Source organism: Noviherbaspirillum massiliense JC206 (assembly GCF_000312045.1).
Lineage (GTDB): Bacteria > Pseudomonadota > Gammaproteobacteria > Burkholderiales > Burkholderiaceae_D > Noviherbaspirillum > Noviherbaspirillum massiliense.
Genome location: NZ_HE978634.1, coordinates 878065 through 895004 on the forward strand (window position 1 = coordinate 878065; position 16940 = coordinate 895004).

A 16940-nucleotide genomic window follows, 5' to 3' on the forward strand; every position below is an offset into this window, starting at 1 on the left:
CCTCGCACGAGCAAAGCGCCGGCATCGAACAGGTGAACCAGGCCATTGGCCAGATGGACCAGGTCACGCAACAGAATGCGGCCCTGGTGGAACAGGCGGCAGCGGCCACGGAAGCCATGCAGGAACAGGCGCGCAACCTGGCAGAGGTGGTCAGCGTGTTCAAGCTCAGCCACGAGGGCGCGAACCTGCCTGCGGCCACGGCAGTTCCGCGCCAGGTGCCGGCGCCGCAGGCAAACAAGCCGACGCCGCCTGTAGCAGCGATCCGGACCGCGGCAGCGCCTGCCCCGTTACGTCGCACGTCGGGCCGTCCGGCGACAAGCGGGGATGACTGGGAAGAGTTCTGAATCCAGCGGCAGCAGGAGCCGGGCTATTGCAGGAGTCCGGCTCCTTTGCGGCGGATGGGCGTACATACGGTGCGTCCAGACCGCTCGTTCATCACTGCAGCTCCGGATTATCTCCACATTGGCGCATGGCTGCAGCCATCACCAGTCCTGGAAATTTCCAGACTGAACTTCTTGTCACGCCTCAAATCCCGTCTGCGAAACAATCCGACGCTTCGTCTTGTCTACCCTGTGTGCCGGCAGCAAGAACGTCCGGACGATATCCGGTTCACAGCAGAAGGGAAATCAATGGAACAGTTGCAAGCCATCTCGGAATATTTCAAAGCGCACAAATTGCGGCTTGTGACGGCGGAATCCTGCACTGCCGGCCTGGTAGCGGCCACACTTGGCGGACAGCCGGGGTGCGGCAGCTGGCTGGAAGCCGGGTTCGTCACGTATGCGCCGGAAGCAAAATGTCGTTACCTGCAGGTCAAGCCTGAGACCATTGAAAAATACAATCTGACCAGCGAGCCGGTGGCGCGCGAAATGGTCGAGGGTGCACTGCATAACAGCGGCGCCAATGCGGCGGTGGCCAATACCGGGGTGGCCGGGCCAGGCGGCGAGGATGGCATTCCGCCGGGGACCATTTGTTTCGCATGGGCATTCGAGCACAATGGCACAACAATTGTGTTTTCTGAAACCCGGCGCTTTGATGGCGACCGCAACGAAGTGCGCCAGGCAGGCACCGACTACGCCATCGAGCGCGTCGTGTATTATCACAAGCAACTTCAAAGCGGCATCCCGGCGCGTTCCGCATAAGCCTGCGTGAAGGAAAGCCAGGCCTCCGTTGCGAAGGGAGGCCTGTTTCCTATTGAAGCCCGGAATATCATCCCAAGATAAAATCCCTCAGCCGGTGATTCCCGGTTCCATGCCTGTTGTCCACGAATTCCATGCCAAGTCGAAATTTCGTTCTCGTTGTTTACAGCCTGCTCGCCGTATTGCATGCCTATATCGGGTGGCGCGTGCTGCCCGATCTGCCGCTCGACACGACTGCGCGCACGCTTGGCGCATTGTGGTTGGTGGCTTCTTTCGTTCTGGTGCCGGCCGGGCTGCTAGCGCGTGGTATCAGGCGCCAGCCGCTGTCGGACCGGGTTGCCTGGGTCGGCCTGCTGGCGATGGGCCTGTTTTCCTCATTGCTGGTGCTGACGCTGCTGCGCGACGTGGTTCTGTTGCTGGCCGCGATCGTCGGCCTGCATTCCGCTGCGCTCGTAAGCTGGACCGCACTGGCAGTGCCTTCGCTCGCAGTGCTGGTGTCCCTGATTGGTTTCATCAATGCGCGCCGCACCGCACGGGTAGTGGATGTCGAGGTGCCGATCGCCGGTTTGCCGGATGCGCTCGATGGCTTCACCATCGCGCAGATCAGCGATATCCATGTCGGACCAACCATCAAGCGCAGTTACCTGGAAGCGATTGTCGATGCGGTCAATGGGCTAAAGCCGGACCTGATCGCGATCACCGGCGACCTGGTCGACGGCAGCGTCCGGCAACTGGCACCACATACCGCGCCTCTGTCGCAATTGAAGGCGCGTCACGGCACTTACTTCGTCACCGGCAACCACGAATATTATTCGAATGCCCATGCCTGGATTGCGGAGCTACGCCGACTGGGAATCACGGTATTGATGAATGAGCATGTGGTGTTGCAGCACCAGGGCGCATCCCTGGTAGTGGCGGGCGTGACCGATTACACCGCGCACCACTTCGACGAAGCGCACCGCAGCGATCCGCATGCGGCCCTCGCCGGCGCGCCGGAGAATACGGGCGCGAAAGTACTGCTGGCACACCAGCCGCGTTCGGCGGCCGCCGCGGCCGACGCCGGCTTCGACCTGCAACTGTCCGGTCATACCCACGGCGGACAATTCCTTCCCTGGAATTTTTTCGTGCCGATGCAGCAGCCTTACGTCGCCGGCCTGAACCGCTTGCGCCAGCTGTGGGTGTATACCAGCCGCGGTACCGGCTACTGGGGGCCGCCGAAACGTTTCGGCGCACCCTCGGAAATCACCCGCCTGCGCCTGGTGCCGGCGCGCTAGGTCCTGTTGGCAAAGCATCTGCGTGAGTCCCGCTCTCGAGCTGCCGTGCTCGGCCAAAATCCAGATTGCTCCTCGCTGCGCCTAAAGCAGCTTCGATAAGCCTGAAAGGGGACGAAAGTAGGGTGCGCCGTGCGCACCGGGATCGCATGGTGCGCACGGCGCACCCTACTTCCCATGGCAAATTGAAATCCGGACCCAAAAAAAGGCGCGCTCGCGGCGCGCCTTTTTACTTGGGCTGCAACGCTTCAGACATCCAGGGCCGCTTCCAGCACCCGTGCCACGTGGATGGCTTCACGCTCGGCGCCATCCGCGATCTGGTGGCGGCAGCTGGTGCCATCGGCCACGATCAGGGCATCCTTGTCCGCCGCGCGCACTGCCGGCAGCAGCGACAGTTCCGCCATCTTCATCGACACGTCGTAATGTTCCGCCTCGTAGCCGAAGCTGCCTGCCATGCCGCAGCAGCTCGATTCGATCATCTGCACCTTGAGTGAAGGGATCAGGCCGAGCACGGTGTTGATCGGATTGACCGCATCGAAGGCTTTCTGATGGCAGTGGCCATGGAGCAGGGCCGTTTGCTGCGGCAGCGCTTTCAGCTTCAATTTAAGCGTGCCGTTCTTCGCTTCGCGCGCCAGGAACTCCTCGAACAGCATCGCCTGCGCTGCCAGCTTCTTCGCCTGTTCGCCAAAGCCGTAGACCAGGAATTCATCGCGCATGGTCAGCAGGCAAGAGGGCTCCAGTCCCACTACCGGCACGCCGCGCTCCACGAAGGGCAGCAGTGCTTCCATGGTGCGTCGCGCTTCCTGCTTCGCCTCGTCGACCAGGCCGGCCGCGAGATAGGTGCGGCCGCAGCACAGCGGACGCGATTCGCCCGGCGCCTTGGCGAGATGGACGTTGTAGCCGGCAGCCTGCAGCACGCGATATGCCGCGCGGCCGTTTTCAGATTCGAAATAATTGTTGAAGGTGTCGACGAACAGCACCACTTCCGGCGCGCCTGCCGGTGCCGCCTTCTGCTCGGCCGTCTTGAAGAACGTGTCGCTGCGCCATTCCGGCAGGGAGCGCTTGGCGCTGAATCCTGTCGCCTTCTCCATCAGCTGCGCTGCGCCGGGCAGGCGGTTGCGCAGGTTGAACAGGGGCGCGAGCCTTGCCGCAAGCGGCGCATAGCGCGGCATGTAGGCCACCAGCTTGTCCTTCAGGCGCAGGCCGTGCTTCTTGCGATAGTGGTACAGGAACTCGGTCTTCATTTTCGCCATGTCGACGCCGGTCGGGCAGTCGCGCTTGCAGCCCTTGCAGCTCACGCATAGGTCGAGCGTGCTGTACATCTCTTCGGAAGTGAAAGCATCCGGGCCCAACTGGCCGGATACCGCAAGCCGCAGCGTGTTGGCGCGGCCCCGGGTCAGGTGCTTTTCATCCTTGGTGGCGCGATAACTCGGACACATGGTGCCGGCATCGAACTTGCGGCAATGGCCGTTGTTGTTGCACATCTCGATCGCCTTGGCGAAACCACCGGCCGGATCACCGCCGGTGCCCGGAGCCGTTGTTTCTTCGGTAACCGGATCTGCCTGCACGTTCCAGGCGGACCAGTCCAGCGCAGGCTGCAGCGGCAGTGCCGCGTAGCCGGGCTTGAAGCGATACAGCGAGGCATCGTCCATCTTGGTGGAGCGCACGATTTTCCCGGGGTTCATCAGGTTCAGTGGATCGAAGTTGTCCTTCACTTCGCCATAGGCCTTCATCAGGCGTTCGCCGAACTGCCAGTCCACCCATTCGCTGCGCACCAGGCCGTCGCCGTGTTCGCCGGAGAACGCGCCCTTGTACTTGCGCACCAGCGCCGCCGCTTCTTCCGCGATGGCGCGCATCTTCTTGCCGCCGTCGCGACGCATGTCGAGAATCGGGCGCACGTGCAGGGTGCCGACCGAGGCGTGGGCATACCAGGTGCCGCGCGTACCGTGTTTCGCGAACACTTCCGTCAGGCGGTCGGTGTATTCCGCCAGGTGCTCGAGCGGCACGGCGCAATCCTCGATAAAGGACACCGGCTTGCCGTCGCCCTTTAGGCTCATCATGATGTTCAGGCCGGCCTTGCGGACTTCCCACAATTCCTTCTGTTCCTTCTCGTCGGGCATCTCGACCACGGAGCCGGGGAGACCGAGATCACCCATCAGTTCGACCAGGGCTTTCAGCTGGCGCACCTGTTCATCCTTGGTCGCACCCGCGAATTCCACCAGCAGGATCGCGTCGGGCGCGCCGATCAGGGCTTTTTCAATCGTGGGCTTGAATGCCGGATTGCTGCGTGCCAGTTCGATCATGGTGCGGTCCACCAGTTCGACCGCGACCGGCTTCAACTTGACGATGTGCTGCGTCATCGCCATCGCATCGTGGAACTTGGCGAAATTCACCACGCCCAATGTCTTGGCCTTCGGCAGGGGAGCGAGCTTGAGCTTGATCTGGCGCGAATAAGCCAGCGTGCCTTCGGAGCCCACCAGCAGGTGCGCCAGGTTGACACTGCCGTCGACGGTATAGGGGCGCTCCGATTGCGGATGGAAGATGTCCAGGTTGTAGCCTCCGACGCGGCGCATCACTTTCGGGAAGCGTGCCTCGATTTCATCCTTCTCGCGCTCGGCGATCTTGCGGACGTTTTCGGCGAGGTCGCGCACGCGCGGCGAGGCCGATTGCAGCATGGCGGAGAATTCGCCGAAGCTCGCTTGTGTGCCGTCCGACAGCCAGGCATCGATGGCGAGCACGTTGTGCACCATGTTGCCGTAGTGGATGCTGCGCGAACCGCAGGAGTTGTTGCCGGTCATGCCGCCGATCGTGCATTGGGCCGCGGTGGAGACGTCCACCGGGAACCACAGGCCGTGCGGCTTCAGCCAGGCATTCAGATGGTCGAGCACGATGCCTGGCTGCACGGTGACCGTCATCGCCTCCTTGTCGAAGTCGATGACCTTGTTCAGGTACTTGCTGTTGTCGAGCACCAGCGCCTGGCCCACGGTCTGGCCGCACTGGCTGGTGCCGCCGCCTCGCGGCAGGATGGGCATGCCGGCATCGCGCGCGATGGCGATGGCGATCTCCACATCCTGTTCGGTACGCGGAACGAAGACACCGATCGGTTCGACCTGGTAGATCGAGGCATCGGTGGAATAGCGGCCGCGCGAGAATTTGTCGAACAGGACTTCCCCGGTCGTTTCCTGCGCCAGGCGTCGGGCGACTTCATGCCGGTCTGAGAGATTCTGCATTTGCGGACTGAGCAGGACCTGGGAGGGTGTAGATGCGTTCATGTTGTTCCTAATGCCTGTTTCAATGGTGAGTCGAGTAACTGGCGCAGGCGCATGAGGCGCTAGGCCGTGAGTCTTTCGCGCAGGTCGGCAATGACCGAGTCGCGCTTGTTGATCAGGTGCTGCTGCAGGACGGTGCGCAGCGCATCGCCGTCGCGCTTTTCGAGCGCCGCCAGCATGGCATCGTGTTCCTTGACCGCGGCATCCCATTTTTCCTGGTTGAAGTTCGAGCGGAAGCGCAGGCTCTGGATGCGCGTGTTGATCTGCTGGTAGGTCGTCGTCAGCACGTCATTGCCGGCGGCCGCGTTGATGCAGTCATGGATCTTGTGGTTGAGCTTGTAATAGCTCGGCAGGTCGCGCCGTGCATGCGCAGCCAGCATTTCATAATGCATCGCCTTGATTTCCGCGATCGCGGCATCGGTGATCCGCTGGCAGGCGAGCTGGCCCGACAAGCCTTCCAGTGCGCCCATGACTTCAAAGGTCTGCTCGATGTCCTCGATCGACATCTGGGCGACTGCGGCCCCCCGGTTGGGCAGGAGGTCAACGAGGCCTTCCACCGCGAGGGTTTTGAAGGCTTCGCGCAAAGGCGTGCGGGAGACGGCCAGCTGCTCGCACAGCACGCGTTCGTTCAGGCGCGTGCCCGGCGCGAGGATGCCTTCCACAATCATGTCACGCAGTTTCGCCGTCACCGCAGATGACAAGCCCTGACGGTCTATCGACAAGGAAACGGGCAGGGCGGACTGTTTGTTAGAGTTCATAGTCTCTGCATTGTATATTAAATACAGCGATCGAAAAATTTTCAAAGTACCGCAAGTATATCCATAAACCCTTAAAAAACAATTGCTTACAAAAAAGCGACAAATCAATTAGTGCTTGACATGATTTTGGTTTGGTATATTGTATGCAAAGTGCTTTTTTTAATAACCGCCCAGCCCGTGCGCTGGCGTGTAACAGGAGGATCCATGCTCAAGCTTAATTCCCACCCGTCCGGCCGTCATTTCCTGCAAATTCCTGGCCCCACCAATGTGCCCGACCGGGTGTTGCGCGCCATGGATTATCCGACCATCGACCACCGTGGTCCGGAATTCCAGGCCTTGGGCAAGAAGGTTCTTTCCGACATCAAGAAAGTTTTCCAGACCAAGTCGCACGTGGTCATCTATCCGGCATCCGGCACCGGCGCCTGGGAAGCTGCTCTCGTCAATACCCTGTCGCCCGGCGACCATGTGCTGATGTATGAAACCGGTCACTTCGCGACACTGTGGAAGAAGATGGCCGACAAGCTGTCGCTGAAGCCGGAATTCATCGGCGACGACTGGCGCCGCGGTGTCGATGCCGACAAGATCGAAGCCCGTCTGAAGGAAGACAAGGCGCACTCGATCAAGGCCGTCTGCGTCGTGCACAACGAAACCTCGACCGGCGTGACCTCCAACATTGCGGCTGTGCGTCGCGCGATCGACAATGCCAAGCACCCGGCACTGCTGCTGGTCGACACGATTTCCTCTCTCGGCTCGATCGATTATCGCCATGACGAGTGGGGCGTGGACGTTACCGTTTCCGGTTCGCAGAAAGGCCTGATGCTCCCGCCGGGTATTTCCTTCAATGCGATTTCCGAAAAGGCGATCGCCGCATCCAAGACTGCCAAGCTTCCGCGCGCATTCTGGGGCTGGGATGAAATCATCGAAGCCAACAAGAACGGCTTCTGGCCTTACACGCCTGCCACCAACTTGCTGTATGGCTTGTCCGAAGCCTGCGACATGCTGTTCGAAGAGGGCTTGAGCAATGTGTTCCATCGTCACCAGCGCCATGGCGAAGCGACCCGCGCCGCAGTGCGCGCATGGGGCCTCGAAATCCTGTGCCAGAACCCGGCCGAGTACAGCGGCTCGCTGACTGCCGTGGTGATGCCGAAGGACGCGAAGGGCGAGTACTACAACGCCGACAAGCTGCGCAAGACCATCCTCGACAACTTCAACATGTCCCTGGGGCAGGGCCTCACCAAGCTGTCGGGCTATGTCTTCCGAATTGGCCACCTCGGCGACTTCAACGACCTCACGCTGATGGCGACGCTCTCCGGCGTCGAGATGGGCCTGTCGCTTGCGGGAATACCACATAAATCGGGTGGTGTGCTCGCTGCAATGGAATCGTTACAAAAATCCGTTACACCTGTCGCCCAAATCAAAGCGGCCTAGTGCTAGTATTACCGGCGCAGTTGTGAAATGAACCAAAATAGGAGACTAAACATGCGTAACAAGTCGTTGAAGCGCCCCCTGCAACTAGCGGTATCCGTACTCGCTCTCAGCATCGCGAACATCGCGGCTGCATGGGAGCCGAGCAAGCCGGTCGAATTCGTGGTGCCGTTCAGTGCGGGTGGTGCAACCGACCAGATGGCGCGCTCGATTCAGGGCATCATCGCCAAGCACAAGCTGATGAATCAGCCGGTCATTGTCACCAACAAGGCCGGCGCGAGCGGTGCAGAAGGACTGCTCGACATCAAGGCAGCCAAAGGTGATCCGCACCGTGTCGTCGTGTCTTCCACCGGCTTGTTCACCGTGCCGCTGGCAACCGGTCTCCCATTCAACTGGCGCGACCTGACTCCGGTGGCGATGGTCGCGCAGGATGAGTTCATGCTGTGGGTGAACAGCGAAACGCCTTACAAGACTTCCAGCGATTTCATCGCTGCCGTGAAGAAGGCGCCCCCCGGACAATTCAAGATGGGCGGCACCAGCTCCAAGCGGGAAGACCACGTCATTACTGCGATGGTCGAGAAGAAGGCGGGCGTGAAATTTACCTATATCCCGTACAAGGGAGGCGGCGAAGTTACGACACAGCTGTCCGGTAAGCATATCGATGCCGACACCAACAATCCTTCGGAATCGATCGGACAATGGCGTGCCGGCGAGCAGCGTCCGCTGTGCCTGTTTGCCAATGAACGTTCCGCCTACAAGGAAAAGGTAACGCAGACCATGAGCTGGGGCGATGTCCCCACCTGCAAGGAGCAGGGACTGGACGTGGAGTACCAGATGATGCGCATCTTCCTGCTGCCGGGCGGCGTTCCTTCGGAAGCGACCAAGTACTACGAAGATCTCTTCCAGAAAGTGGTAGCTACTCCGGAGTGGAAGGAGTACATGCAGAAGAATGCATTGAAGGACAACTTCAAGACAGGCAATGCTCTGCGTGATTACCTCACCAAGGATGAACAGGAACACCGCGCAATCATGAAAGAAGCCGGTTTCCTCGCTCCCAACGCCAAGTAAGTCCGACATACCGCGCATCCGCTCCACGCGGATGCGCGGCGCAGTACCGTCCACCTTTCACATCCATTCATCATGAGTACAAATCTAGAGCCGGTCGACTCCACCGAGAGTTCAGACGGCGCGATTTCCAATCGCACAATGGAACTGATTGTCGGCATTATCTTGGCGGCGCTTGGTGTCCTCATCATCTGGAGCAATTACGAGATCGGCGCAGGCTGGGCTGAAGACGGTCCGCAATCGGGTTACTTCCCCCTCAGAATGGGCGTCTTCATTCTGCTGGCCAGCATCGCAGTGATTGTCCAGGCGATCTTGAAAAACGACAGATCACCGTTTGTCGAAAAGGCGCAGTTGCGTCTGGTTGCCACGGTACTGGTTCCGCTGATCATTTACGTCGCTGCCATCCAGTGGCTCGGCATCTACGTTGCCTCGGCACTCTTCATCGGCCTCTTCATGCTGGCCGTCGGAAAGTTCAACTGGTGGAAATCGGCGCTTGTCAGCTGCAGTATCAGCCTGGCGTTCTTCTGGATATTCGAAATAGCCTTCAAGGTGCCCCTCCCCAAAGGCCCTCTTGAGCAGTTTCTCGGATATTGACTGGATCACAAATGGAAAATCTAGATTCTCTCTTACACGGTTTTGCCGTCGTCCTGTCCTGGCAAAACACCGGCCTGATGTTCATCGGCATCCTGCTGGGGATCGTGGTTGGCGTGCTGCCCGGACTGGGCGGACCCAATGGTGTCGCGATCCTGCTGCCGCTGACTTTCTCGATGAACCCGACTTCCGCCATCATCCTGCTCTCGTGCATTTACTGGGGCGCACTGTTTGGCGGCGCGATTACCTCCGTGCTGTTCAACATCCCGGGGGAGGCGCACTCGGTTGCCACTACATTTGACGGCTATCCGCTGGCGCAGCAGGGTAAGGCAGGCCAGGCTCTCACCAGCGCCTTCACGGGTTCCTTCATCGGCGCGCTGTTCGGCGTACTCGTGATCACCTTCCTGGCGCCGCTGGTTGCGAAATTCGCGCTGCGATTCGGCCCGCCCGAATTCTTCGCGGTGTACTTCCTGACCTTCTGCAGCTTCATTGGAATGGGCAAGGAACCCAAGGCAAAAATCATCATCGCGATGTGCCTCGGCTTCGCACTGGCTGCCGTGGGTATGGATACCATTTCCGGCCAGTTGCGCATGACCTTCGACATACCGGAACTGTTGCGCGGCTTTGATTTCCTGGTTGCCGTGATCGGCCTGTTCGGTATCAGCGAGATCCTGATGACGATGGAAGAAGGCCTTGCCTTCAAAGGGAAGAAAGCAGCCATCGACCTGAAGGTCGTCCTGAAGACGTGGGCAACGCTGCCACGCTACTTCATGACCCTGCTGCGTTCCTCCGCCATCGGCTGCTGGCTCGGCATCACGCCGGGCGGCGCGACTGCTGCCTCGTTCATGGGATATGGCGTCGCGAAGCGGTTTGCGAAAGATCCGGACAGCTTCGGCAAGGGCAATATCGAGGGTGTGCTGGCACCGGAAACCGCGGCGCATGCTGCCGGCACCAGCGCATTGCTGCCGATGCTGGCCCTTGGCATCCCGGGTTCGGCGACCGCGGCGGTGCTGCTGGGCGGCCTGATGATCTGGGGTCTGCAGCCCGGTCCCTTGCTGTTCGTTGAACAGAAGGAGTTCGTCTGGGGACTGATCGCGAGCATGTATCTCGGCAACCTGTCGGGCCTGATCATTGTCCTGGCGTCCGTGCCGCTGTTTGCCGCGATCCTGCGCATCCCGTTCTCCATCATCGCTCCTGCGATCCTGGTGGTGTGCGCGATCGGTGCCTACACGGTGAACAACGCACCCTTCGATATCTGGCTCATGCTGATCTTCGGCGTGATCGGATATGTGTTCAAGAAGCTGAGCTATCCGCTGGCGCCAATGGTGCTTGCGCTGGTGCTGGGCAGTCGTGCCGAAGACGCCTTCCGTCAAAGCATGCTTGCCTCGGGCGGCAGCATCGGCATTTTCTGGGAAAACGGCCTGGTGGGCACCATCATGACGCTGGCCGTGGCCGGTCTGGCATGGTCCTTCATCAGTTCGCTGTGGAATTCCCGCATCAAAGCGAAAGCCAAAGCCCAGGCTGCTTGAGCCTGGCTTTCCGGATCGGGCATAGCAATATGCCCGATTTTTTTTCTTGCACTTCAAGGATTAAACATGAAAGTCAGTAAAGAACGCAGCGGCCCTCTCGCCGGCATGCGTGTCCTTGAGCTGGCCCAGATCATGGCCGGCCCCACCTGCGGGATGATGCTGGCCGATATGGGTGCCGATGTCATCAAGGTGGAAAAACTGCCGGGCGGCGACGATGCCCGCGGTTATCGCGAACCTCGCGTCAATGGCGTGTCCGCTCCCTTCATGATCCTCAACCGCAACAAGCGCGGCATTGCCCTCAACCTCAAGCATGAGCAGGGCCGCGAGATCCTGCTGCGCATGGTCAAGGATGCGGACGTCCTGACGGAGAACTACCGTCGCGGCACGCTGGAAAAGCTGGGACTCGGCTACGATGTCCTTTCGAAAATCAATCCCGGCCTGATCTACTGCTCGGTATCCGGTTACGGCCGCGACGGCCCTTACGGCGACAAGGGCGGATTCGACTTGATCGCCCAAGGTTTCTCGGGCCTGATGTCGGTCACTGGTGAACCGGGCGGCCCGCCGGCGAAAACCGGCAACTCGATTGCCGACATCAACGCCGGCATCCTGGCCGTGGTCGGCATTACCGCCGCCTATGCGCACAAGCTCAAGACCGGGCAGGGCCAGGTGGTCGACACTTCGCTGATGGAAGCTGCGCTGCAGCAGACCTACTGGCATGCGGCGATCTATTTCGCAACCGGACAATCGGTCGGACCGACCGGATCAGCTCACCTGCTGACCGCGCCTTATCAGGCCTTCCGTGCCAGCGACGGCTGGATCAACATCGGCGGCGCCAACCAGGCAAACTGGGAACGCATTGCCGAAGTGCTCGGTCATCCGGAATGGCGCAATGATCCACGCTATATCGACAACACAGCGCGGATGCAAAACCTGTCCTCGCTGACCGAAGCCATGGCAGCCGTACTGGTTACGCGCACCCGCGCGGAATGGATGGAAGCCTTCGATGCCGCTGGCGTCCCGGTGGGGCCGGTGCATACCATAGGCGAAGCTCTGACACACCCGCAGACCTTGGCGCGCAATATGGTGGTCGACCTGGTGCATCCGCAGGCTGGTCCGACCAAGGCGCTTGGGTGCCCCGTGCATTTTTCCAAGACGCCGACTCAGATCACCCGCCATGCGCCGATGCTGGGCGAGCACTCCCGCGAGCTGCTGCGCGAGTACGGGTACAGCGATGCGGAAATCGACGGTTTCGCCGCCACAGGCGTGATCGAAGAAGCAAAATTTCAGGAAGGCTAAGAGCCGTTCCGGGCTGCGTCTTCGGCAGCCCGGAGCAGCAGGCATTTCCTCATCCATCCATTGCCTTTCACAAGCCAGGTCTTCTGCCTGGCTTTTTTTGTGGCCATCCTTCCTGCACGCATGAATTCGGTAGGGGCGAATTCAGGCAAGGACTCCCTAAAGTTTGCCCTCCATGCAGCCGTAAAGATAGATAAGCGAATGCCGGCTCGATTCAGCACGCATTCCCTTTGCCAGCAATGCCATGTAAAGCATTCTCCAGAAGGCGCAAGAGGTACATGGATTACAGACTGGCAGCCTGCAGAAAAGCGTATGGAGAACACTCCTGTTTCATGAATGGCGCCGATGCCGCCAGCAATAAGCTTCACCATGCTTGGCCGGTTCGGAATCTGCCGCGTTGTCGATTCACTCATATGGATGCATCAGCATGAACATTCTCGTCACTTCTCGCATCAGTACTCGTCTGGCCGCCGGCTTCGCCGTCATCCTCGCGCTTTCCATCGTCTCTACCCTGATCGGCATCTGGCAGTTGCGTGCCGTTTCGGACGCAACGCGCGAAATGATGGAAAAACCGCTGACGAAGGAGCGCATGGCAGCGGACTGGTACCGCAATACCTTCGGATCCATCCGCCGCACCAGTGCGATCGCGAAGAGCAGCGATGATTCGCTCCCCAAGTTCTTCGCCAAGGACATCGAAGAGACCACGAAGAGCTCTTCGGAATTGCAGAAGAATTTCGAAGCTTTGCTGACCAGCGAAGAAGAGAAGGCGCTCTACAACAAGGTGGTCGAGGTCCGTAAAAAATATTCCAAGGCCCGCGATGGCGCGATCAAGGCCAAGGCCGAAGGAAATGCAGCGGAATCGAACCGGCTCTTGGAAGAGGAATACCTGCCCTTGTCCAAGCAATACGAAGACGGCTTGCTCGAATTGCTGACTCATCAGAGAAAGGCAATCGATCAGAATGCGCTGGACATCGAGCATGCCTATGAAGGCAGCCTGAAGCTGATGATCCTGCTGAGCGTGCTGATAGTCGCATTTGGCGCCGCCTGCTCCGTCCTCATCGCCCGCAGCATCACCAAGCCGCTGAACCTGGCGGTCAACCTGGCCACCCGGGTTGCCGAAGGTGACCTGACTGCCGAGGTGCAGCCGAAGTCGAACAACGAGATCGGCAAGCTGCTGCGCGCCCTGAAGAACATGAACGAAGCGCTCAGGAAGATTGTCATCCAGGTACAGACCGGCGCACACGCGATCACGACTGCGTCGAGCGAGATCGCCGCCGGCAACCAGGACTTGTCCTCACGCACCGAACAGCAAGCCAGTTCGCTGGAAGAAACCGCATCGTCGATGGAAGAACTGACGTCAACCGTGAAACAAAATGCCGACAATGCACGGCAGGCGAACCAGCTGGCGGTGTCGGCATCGGCCGTGGCGGGCAAGGGCGGGCAAGTGGTGGCGGAAGTGGTCGACACCATGGCATCGATCAACGAATCCTCGAAAAAGATTGTCGACATCATCGGCGTGATCGACGGGATTGCCTTCCAGACCAATATCCTCGCCTTGAATGCCGCGGTGGAAGCGGCGCGCGCCGGCGAGCAGGGGCGCGGCTTTGCGGTGGTGGCCTCCGAAGTGCGTAACCTGGCCCAGCGCTCCGCCGCCGCGGCCAAGGAAATCAAGGCGCTGATCGATGATTCGGTACAGAAGGTCGACACTGGCAGCAAGCTGGTGGCGAACGCCGGCAGCACCATGGAAGAGATCGTGGACAGCATCCGGCGCGTGACCGACATCATGGGCGAGATCAGTGCCGCCAGCCAGGAACAGACGTCCGGTATCGACCAGATCAACCAGGCGATCAGCCAGATGGACCAAGTCACGCAGCAGAACGCTTCTCTGGTCGAGGAGGCTGCGGCGGCATCCGAAGCGATGCAGAATCAGGCCGCAGAACTGTCACGAGTGGTCAGCGTGTTCAGGCTTGGTAACAGCCAGCCGGCTGGAACAAATCTGCCCGTCGGCCCTGTCAAGACACGTCAGTCTTTGGCTCAGGTTCCCGCACGAGCGGACCGCACCCGGAGCATTTCCGACACGGCAATCGCAACTCCGACCACGCGCCGGCCAGCGCCGGCCGTCAGCGGTGACGACTGGGAGGAATTTTAACGGCACAATCCGGCAACTCCCGGTTTCCAGGTGCCGCACATAGCGGCTCCTGGCCCTTCTGCCCCGGGCCTGAACGCAATACACGCCGCACGCCCTGTTGCCGTCCGTGGTTCGGCAGACGGATGCGACTCTCCATTTGCAGCATGCTTGCGTTTCCATTGGGTTCGTTTTGTCTGATTAACCGGGGCTGGCATGCTCCCAGGGCAATTCCGATCTTGCGATTCTCGATGCGCAGGATCCGGTCGTGGGCACCTACACCGCCGAGGCGCGCAGCACTTCATCGTTGTTATGCGATCGGCCAAGACCGGTCCGACTGGAACTGGCTTTCAGCCATTATCGCCGCGCCGGGCAAGGCATCAGCCTGGAGCGCGGCCGCTGGGCATCACGGGCTGACTGCGCCGGACGATGACGATCGCCTTGCAGTGGTCAAGGGTGGGAACAGCCGGCTCCATATAATCGAAGTGGCGGCAACGGATGACATCGAACGGCAGGTGTCCGGCGGGGGAATGGGTGAAGGCAGCAGATCTTACTCCTTCACCGCGCCAGTCATGCCCGACACGTAATACTCGACGAAAAACGAATACACCACAGCGACCGGCAGGGAGCCGAGCAGGGCGCCAGCCATCAATGCTCCCCAGTGGTAGACATCGCCTTCGACCAGTTCAGTCACCACGCCGACCGGAACGGTTTTTACCTCGGAGGAAGAAATGAAGGTGAGCGCATAGATGAATTCATTCCACGATAGCGTGAATGCAAAGATGCCCGCCGAAATCAGGCCGGGCACTGCGAGCGGCAGGATGATCTTGACCAGGATCTGCCAGCGTGTGGCGCCGTCGATCAGCGCGCATTCTTCCAGTTCGTAGGGAATCGAGCGGAAATAGCCCATCAGCAGCCAGGTGCAGAAGGGAATCAGGAAGGTCGGATAGGTCAGGATCAGGGCCCAGCGCGTGTCGAACAGGCCGAGCTTGAACACGATGGCCGCCAATGGAATGAACAGGATGGATGGCGGCACCAGATAGGCAAGGAAGATGGCCAGCCCGACTTGCTTCGCCCCCTGGAAGCGCAGGCGCTCGATCGCGTAGGCCGCGAATACGCTGGCCGCCAGCGAGGCAAAGGTGGCGACCGTCGATACGATGACGGTGTTGAGCATCCATTCCGGATAGGGCGTGTCGAAAATCAGTTTCTTGAAATGCGCCAGCGTTGGCGCCACGACCCAGAAGGGATTGCCGCTGCGTGACAGCAGCTCCGCATCCGGCTTGAATGCGGTGATCGCCATCCAGTAGAAGGGAAACAGCAGCACGACCAGGAACAGCGCCAGCGGAATGTAGACGGTTACCCAGCGCCGCGGCAGCGACTGAAGGTAATCCATTCCGGTGCTTTCTAGCCGGTTCGTCCTCGTGTTCATTTGTCGCCTCCTTGCTGCCAGCCGCGGCGCTGCAGTCCGAAGTAGGAAAACATGATGGCCGCCAGCAGGAAGGGCACCATCATGGTGGCCAGCGCCGCGCCTTCGCCGAGCGAGCCGCCGGGAATCGCGCGCTGGAAGGATAGCGTAGCCATCAGGTGCGTGGCATTCAGCGGGCCGCCGCGGGTCAGCACATAGATCAGCTGGAAGTCGGTGAAGGTGAACAGCACCGAGAAGGTCATCACCACCGCGATGATCGGCGTCAGGAGCGGCAGGGTGACGTAACGGAACTGCTGCCATGGCGTGGCGCCGTCGATGGCAGCCGCTTCATACAGCGACGGCGGGATGGTTTGCAGGCCGGCCAGCAGGGAGATCGCGACAAAGGGCACGCCGCGCCAGACGTTGGCGATGACGGTGGATATCCTCGCCATCCAGGGCACGCCCAGAAAGTCGATGTAGCGGTCGATCAATCCCATCCTCTCGAGTGACCAGCTGATGATCGAAAACTGGGCGTCATAAATCCACCAGAAGGCCAGTGCCGACAGGGCGGTCGGTACGATCCATGGCAACAGGACGATGGCGCGGAAGAAGGATTTGAACGGCAGGTTCCTGTTGAGCAGCAGCGCCAGCCACAATCCCAGCGCGAATTTGAACACGCTGGCGGTGACGGTATAGAAGACGGTGTTGAACAGCGACAGCTGCGCCACCGAATCGCCGATCAGGAAAATGTAGTTGCTCAGCCCCACCCATTCGCCGACGCGGCCGATCTTGGTATCGGTAAAGCCGAGCCATACGCCGAGGCCGAGCGGATACGTGAGAAACAGCAACAGCAGTATGGCCGTCGGCAGCATGAACAGCAGGCCCAGCAGGTTGCGGTTGTTGAGCATGCGCGGCAGCATGGAGCGGGCGGCGGGCACATGTTTGCGCGCTGCCGCATCCCGTGCGGAAGCCTTGTTGAACAAGAGAGATGCTCTCATGGATTGTCCTCCGATGGAATGCGGCAGGCCCGGCTGGCCGCTGTCTGCGCCGGGCGTGATGTTGCCTGCACCATG

At 60.3% G+C, this 16940-nt stretch carries 13 protein-coding genes and 1 pseudogene; 9 read left to right on the forward strand and 5 right to left on the reverse strand.

Annotated features, from left to right (window positions below; translation table 11 throughout):
* The 3 genes and pseudogenes from HGHM_RS23665 to HGHM_RS04480 form a co-directional block, all read left to right on the forward strand.
* Positions 1-344, forward strand: a pseudogene (locus HGHM_RS23665) (methyl-accepting chemotaxis protein); the annotation flags it as partial.
* A 54-nt stretch (positions 345-398) separates the two neighbouring features.
* Positions 399-1139 (forward strand): CinA family protein, encoded by a 741-nt coding sequence (locus HGHM_RS04475; protein ID WP_322785775.1) that lies wholly within the window; start codon positions 399-401, stop codon positions 1137-1139.
* A 131-nt stretch (positions 1140-1270) separates the two neighbouring features.
* A complete protein-coding gene (locus HGHM_RS04480) occupies positions 1271-2410 on the forward strand; it encodes a metallophosphoesterase (protein WP_026075694.1) in 1140 nt (379 codons plus the stop codon).
* Between the two features lie 245 nt (positions 2411-2655).
* Here the strand turns inward: HGHM_RS04480 and HGHM_RS04485 are convergent, their stop codons facing one another.
* Entirely contained in the window at positions 2656-5637 is a 2982-nt protein-coding gene (locus HGHM_RS04485; protein WP_051155311.1) for an FAD-binding and (Fe-S)-binding domain-containing protein, read from the reverse strand.
* Positions 5638-5738: 101 nt separating this feature from the next.
* Positions 5739-6434 (reverse strand): GntR family transcriptional regulator, encoded by a 696-nt coding sequence (locus HGHM_RS04490; protein ID WP_019140316.1) that lies wholly within the window; start codon positions 6432-6434, stop codon positions 5739-5741.
* Positions 6435-6638: 204 nt separating this feature from the next.
* On the opposite strand from HGHM_RS04490, the gene HGHM_RS04495 reads away from it, so the two are divergent.
* The 5 genes from HGHM_RS04495 to HGHM_RS04515 all read left to right on the forward strand — a co-directional run bounded on the left by HGHM_RS04495 (position 6639) and on the right by HGHM_RS04515 (position 12340).
* On the forward strand, positions 6639-7862 hold the full coding sequence (locus tag HGHM_RS04495) for a pyridoxal-phosphate-dependent aminotransferase family protein (protein WP_019140317.1): 1224 nt from the start codon (positions 6639-6641) through the stop codon (positions 7860-7862).
* A 51-nt stretch (positions 7863-7913) separates the two neighbouring features.
* Positions 7914-8927, forward strand: a complete 1014-nt coding sequence (locus HGHM_RS04500; protein ID WP_019140318.1) for a Bug family tripartite tricarboxylate transporter substrate binding protein — start codon at positions 7914-7916, stop codon at positions 8925-8927.
* A 138-nt stretch (positions 8928-9065) separates the two neighbouring features.
* Complete coding sequence (locus HGHM_RS04505; RefSeq protein ID WP_019140319.1) at positions 9066-9518, forward strand: tripartite tricarboxylate transporter TctB family protein; 453 nt, start codon at positions 9066-9068, stop codon at positions 9516-9518.
* A gap of 11 nt (positions 9519-9529) precedes the next feature.
* The gene (locus tag HGHM_RS04510; protein ID WP_026075696.1) at positions 9530-11044 is read left to right on the forward strand and encodes a tripartite tricarboxylate transporter permease; all 1515 of its coding nucleotides are present in this window, start codon (positions 9530-9532) and stop codon (positions 11042-11044) included.
* 66 nt (positions 11045-11110) lie between these two features.
* Positions 11111-12340, forward strand: coding sequence for a CaiB/BaiF CoA transferase family protein (locus tag HGHM_RS04515; protein WP_026075697.1), 1230 nt, complete (start codon positions 11111-11113; stop codon positions 12338-12340).
* On the opposite strand, the gene HGHM_RS23055 is transcribed toward HGHM_RS04515, so the two are convergent.
* The gene (locus HGHM_RS23055) at positions 12337-12750 is read right to left on the reverse strand and encodes a hypothetical protein (protein ID WP_148415367.1); all 414 of its coding nucleotides are present in this window, start codon (positions 12748-12750) and stop codon (positions 12337-12339) included. The genes HGHM_RS04515 and HGHM_RS23055 overlap by 4 nt on opposite strands.
* 14 nt (positions 12751-12764) lie before the next feature.
* Here HGHM_RS23055 and HGHM_RS04525 point away from each other — a divergent pair, with 14 nt between their 5' ends.
* The gene (locus tag HGHM_RS04525; protein ID WP_019140322.1) at positions 12765-14486 is read left to right on the forward strand and encodes a methyl-accepting chemotaxis protein; all 1722 of its coding nucleotides are present in this window, start codon (positions 12765-12767) and stop codon (positions 14484-14486) included.
* A gap of 526 nt (positions 14487-15012) precedes the next feature.
* Here HGHM_RS04525 and HGHM_RS04530 read toward each other — a convergent pair.
* The gene (locus HGHM_RS04530) at positions 15013-15855 is read right to left on the reverse strand and encodes a carbohydrate ABC transporter permease (protein ID WP_019140323.1); all 843 of its coding nucleotides are present in this window, start codon (positions 15853-15855) and stop codon (positions 15013-15015) included.
* A 32-nt stretch (positions 15856-15887) separates the two neighbouring features.
* Positions 15888-16787 carry a carbohydrate ABC transporter permease gene (locus HGHM_RS04535; RefSeq protein WP_026075699.1) on the reverse strand — a complete coding sequence of 300 codons (900 nt, stop codon included), beginning with the start codon at positions 16785-16787 and terminating at the stop codon, positions 15888-15890.
* Positions 16788-16940 lie beyond the last annotated feature (153 nt).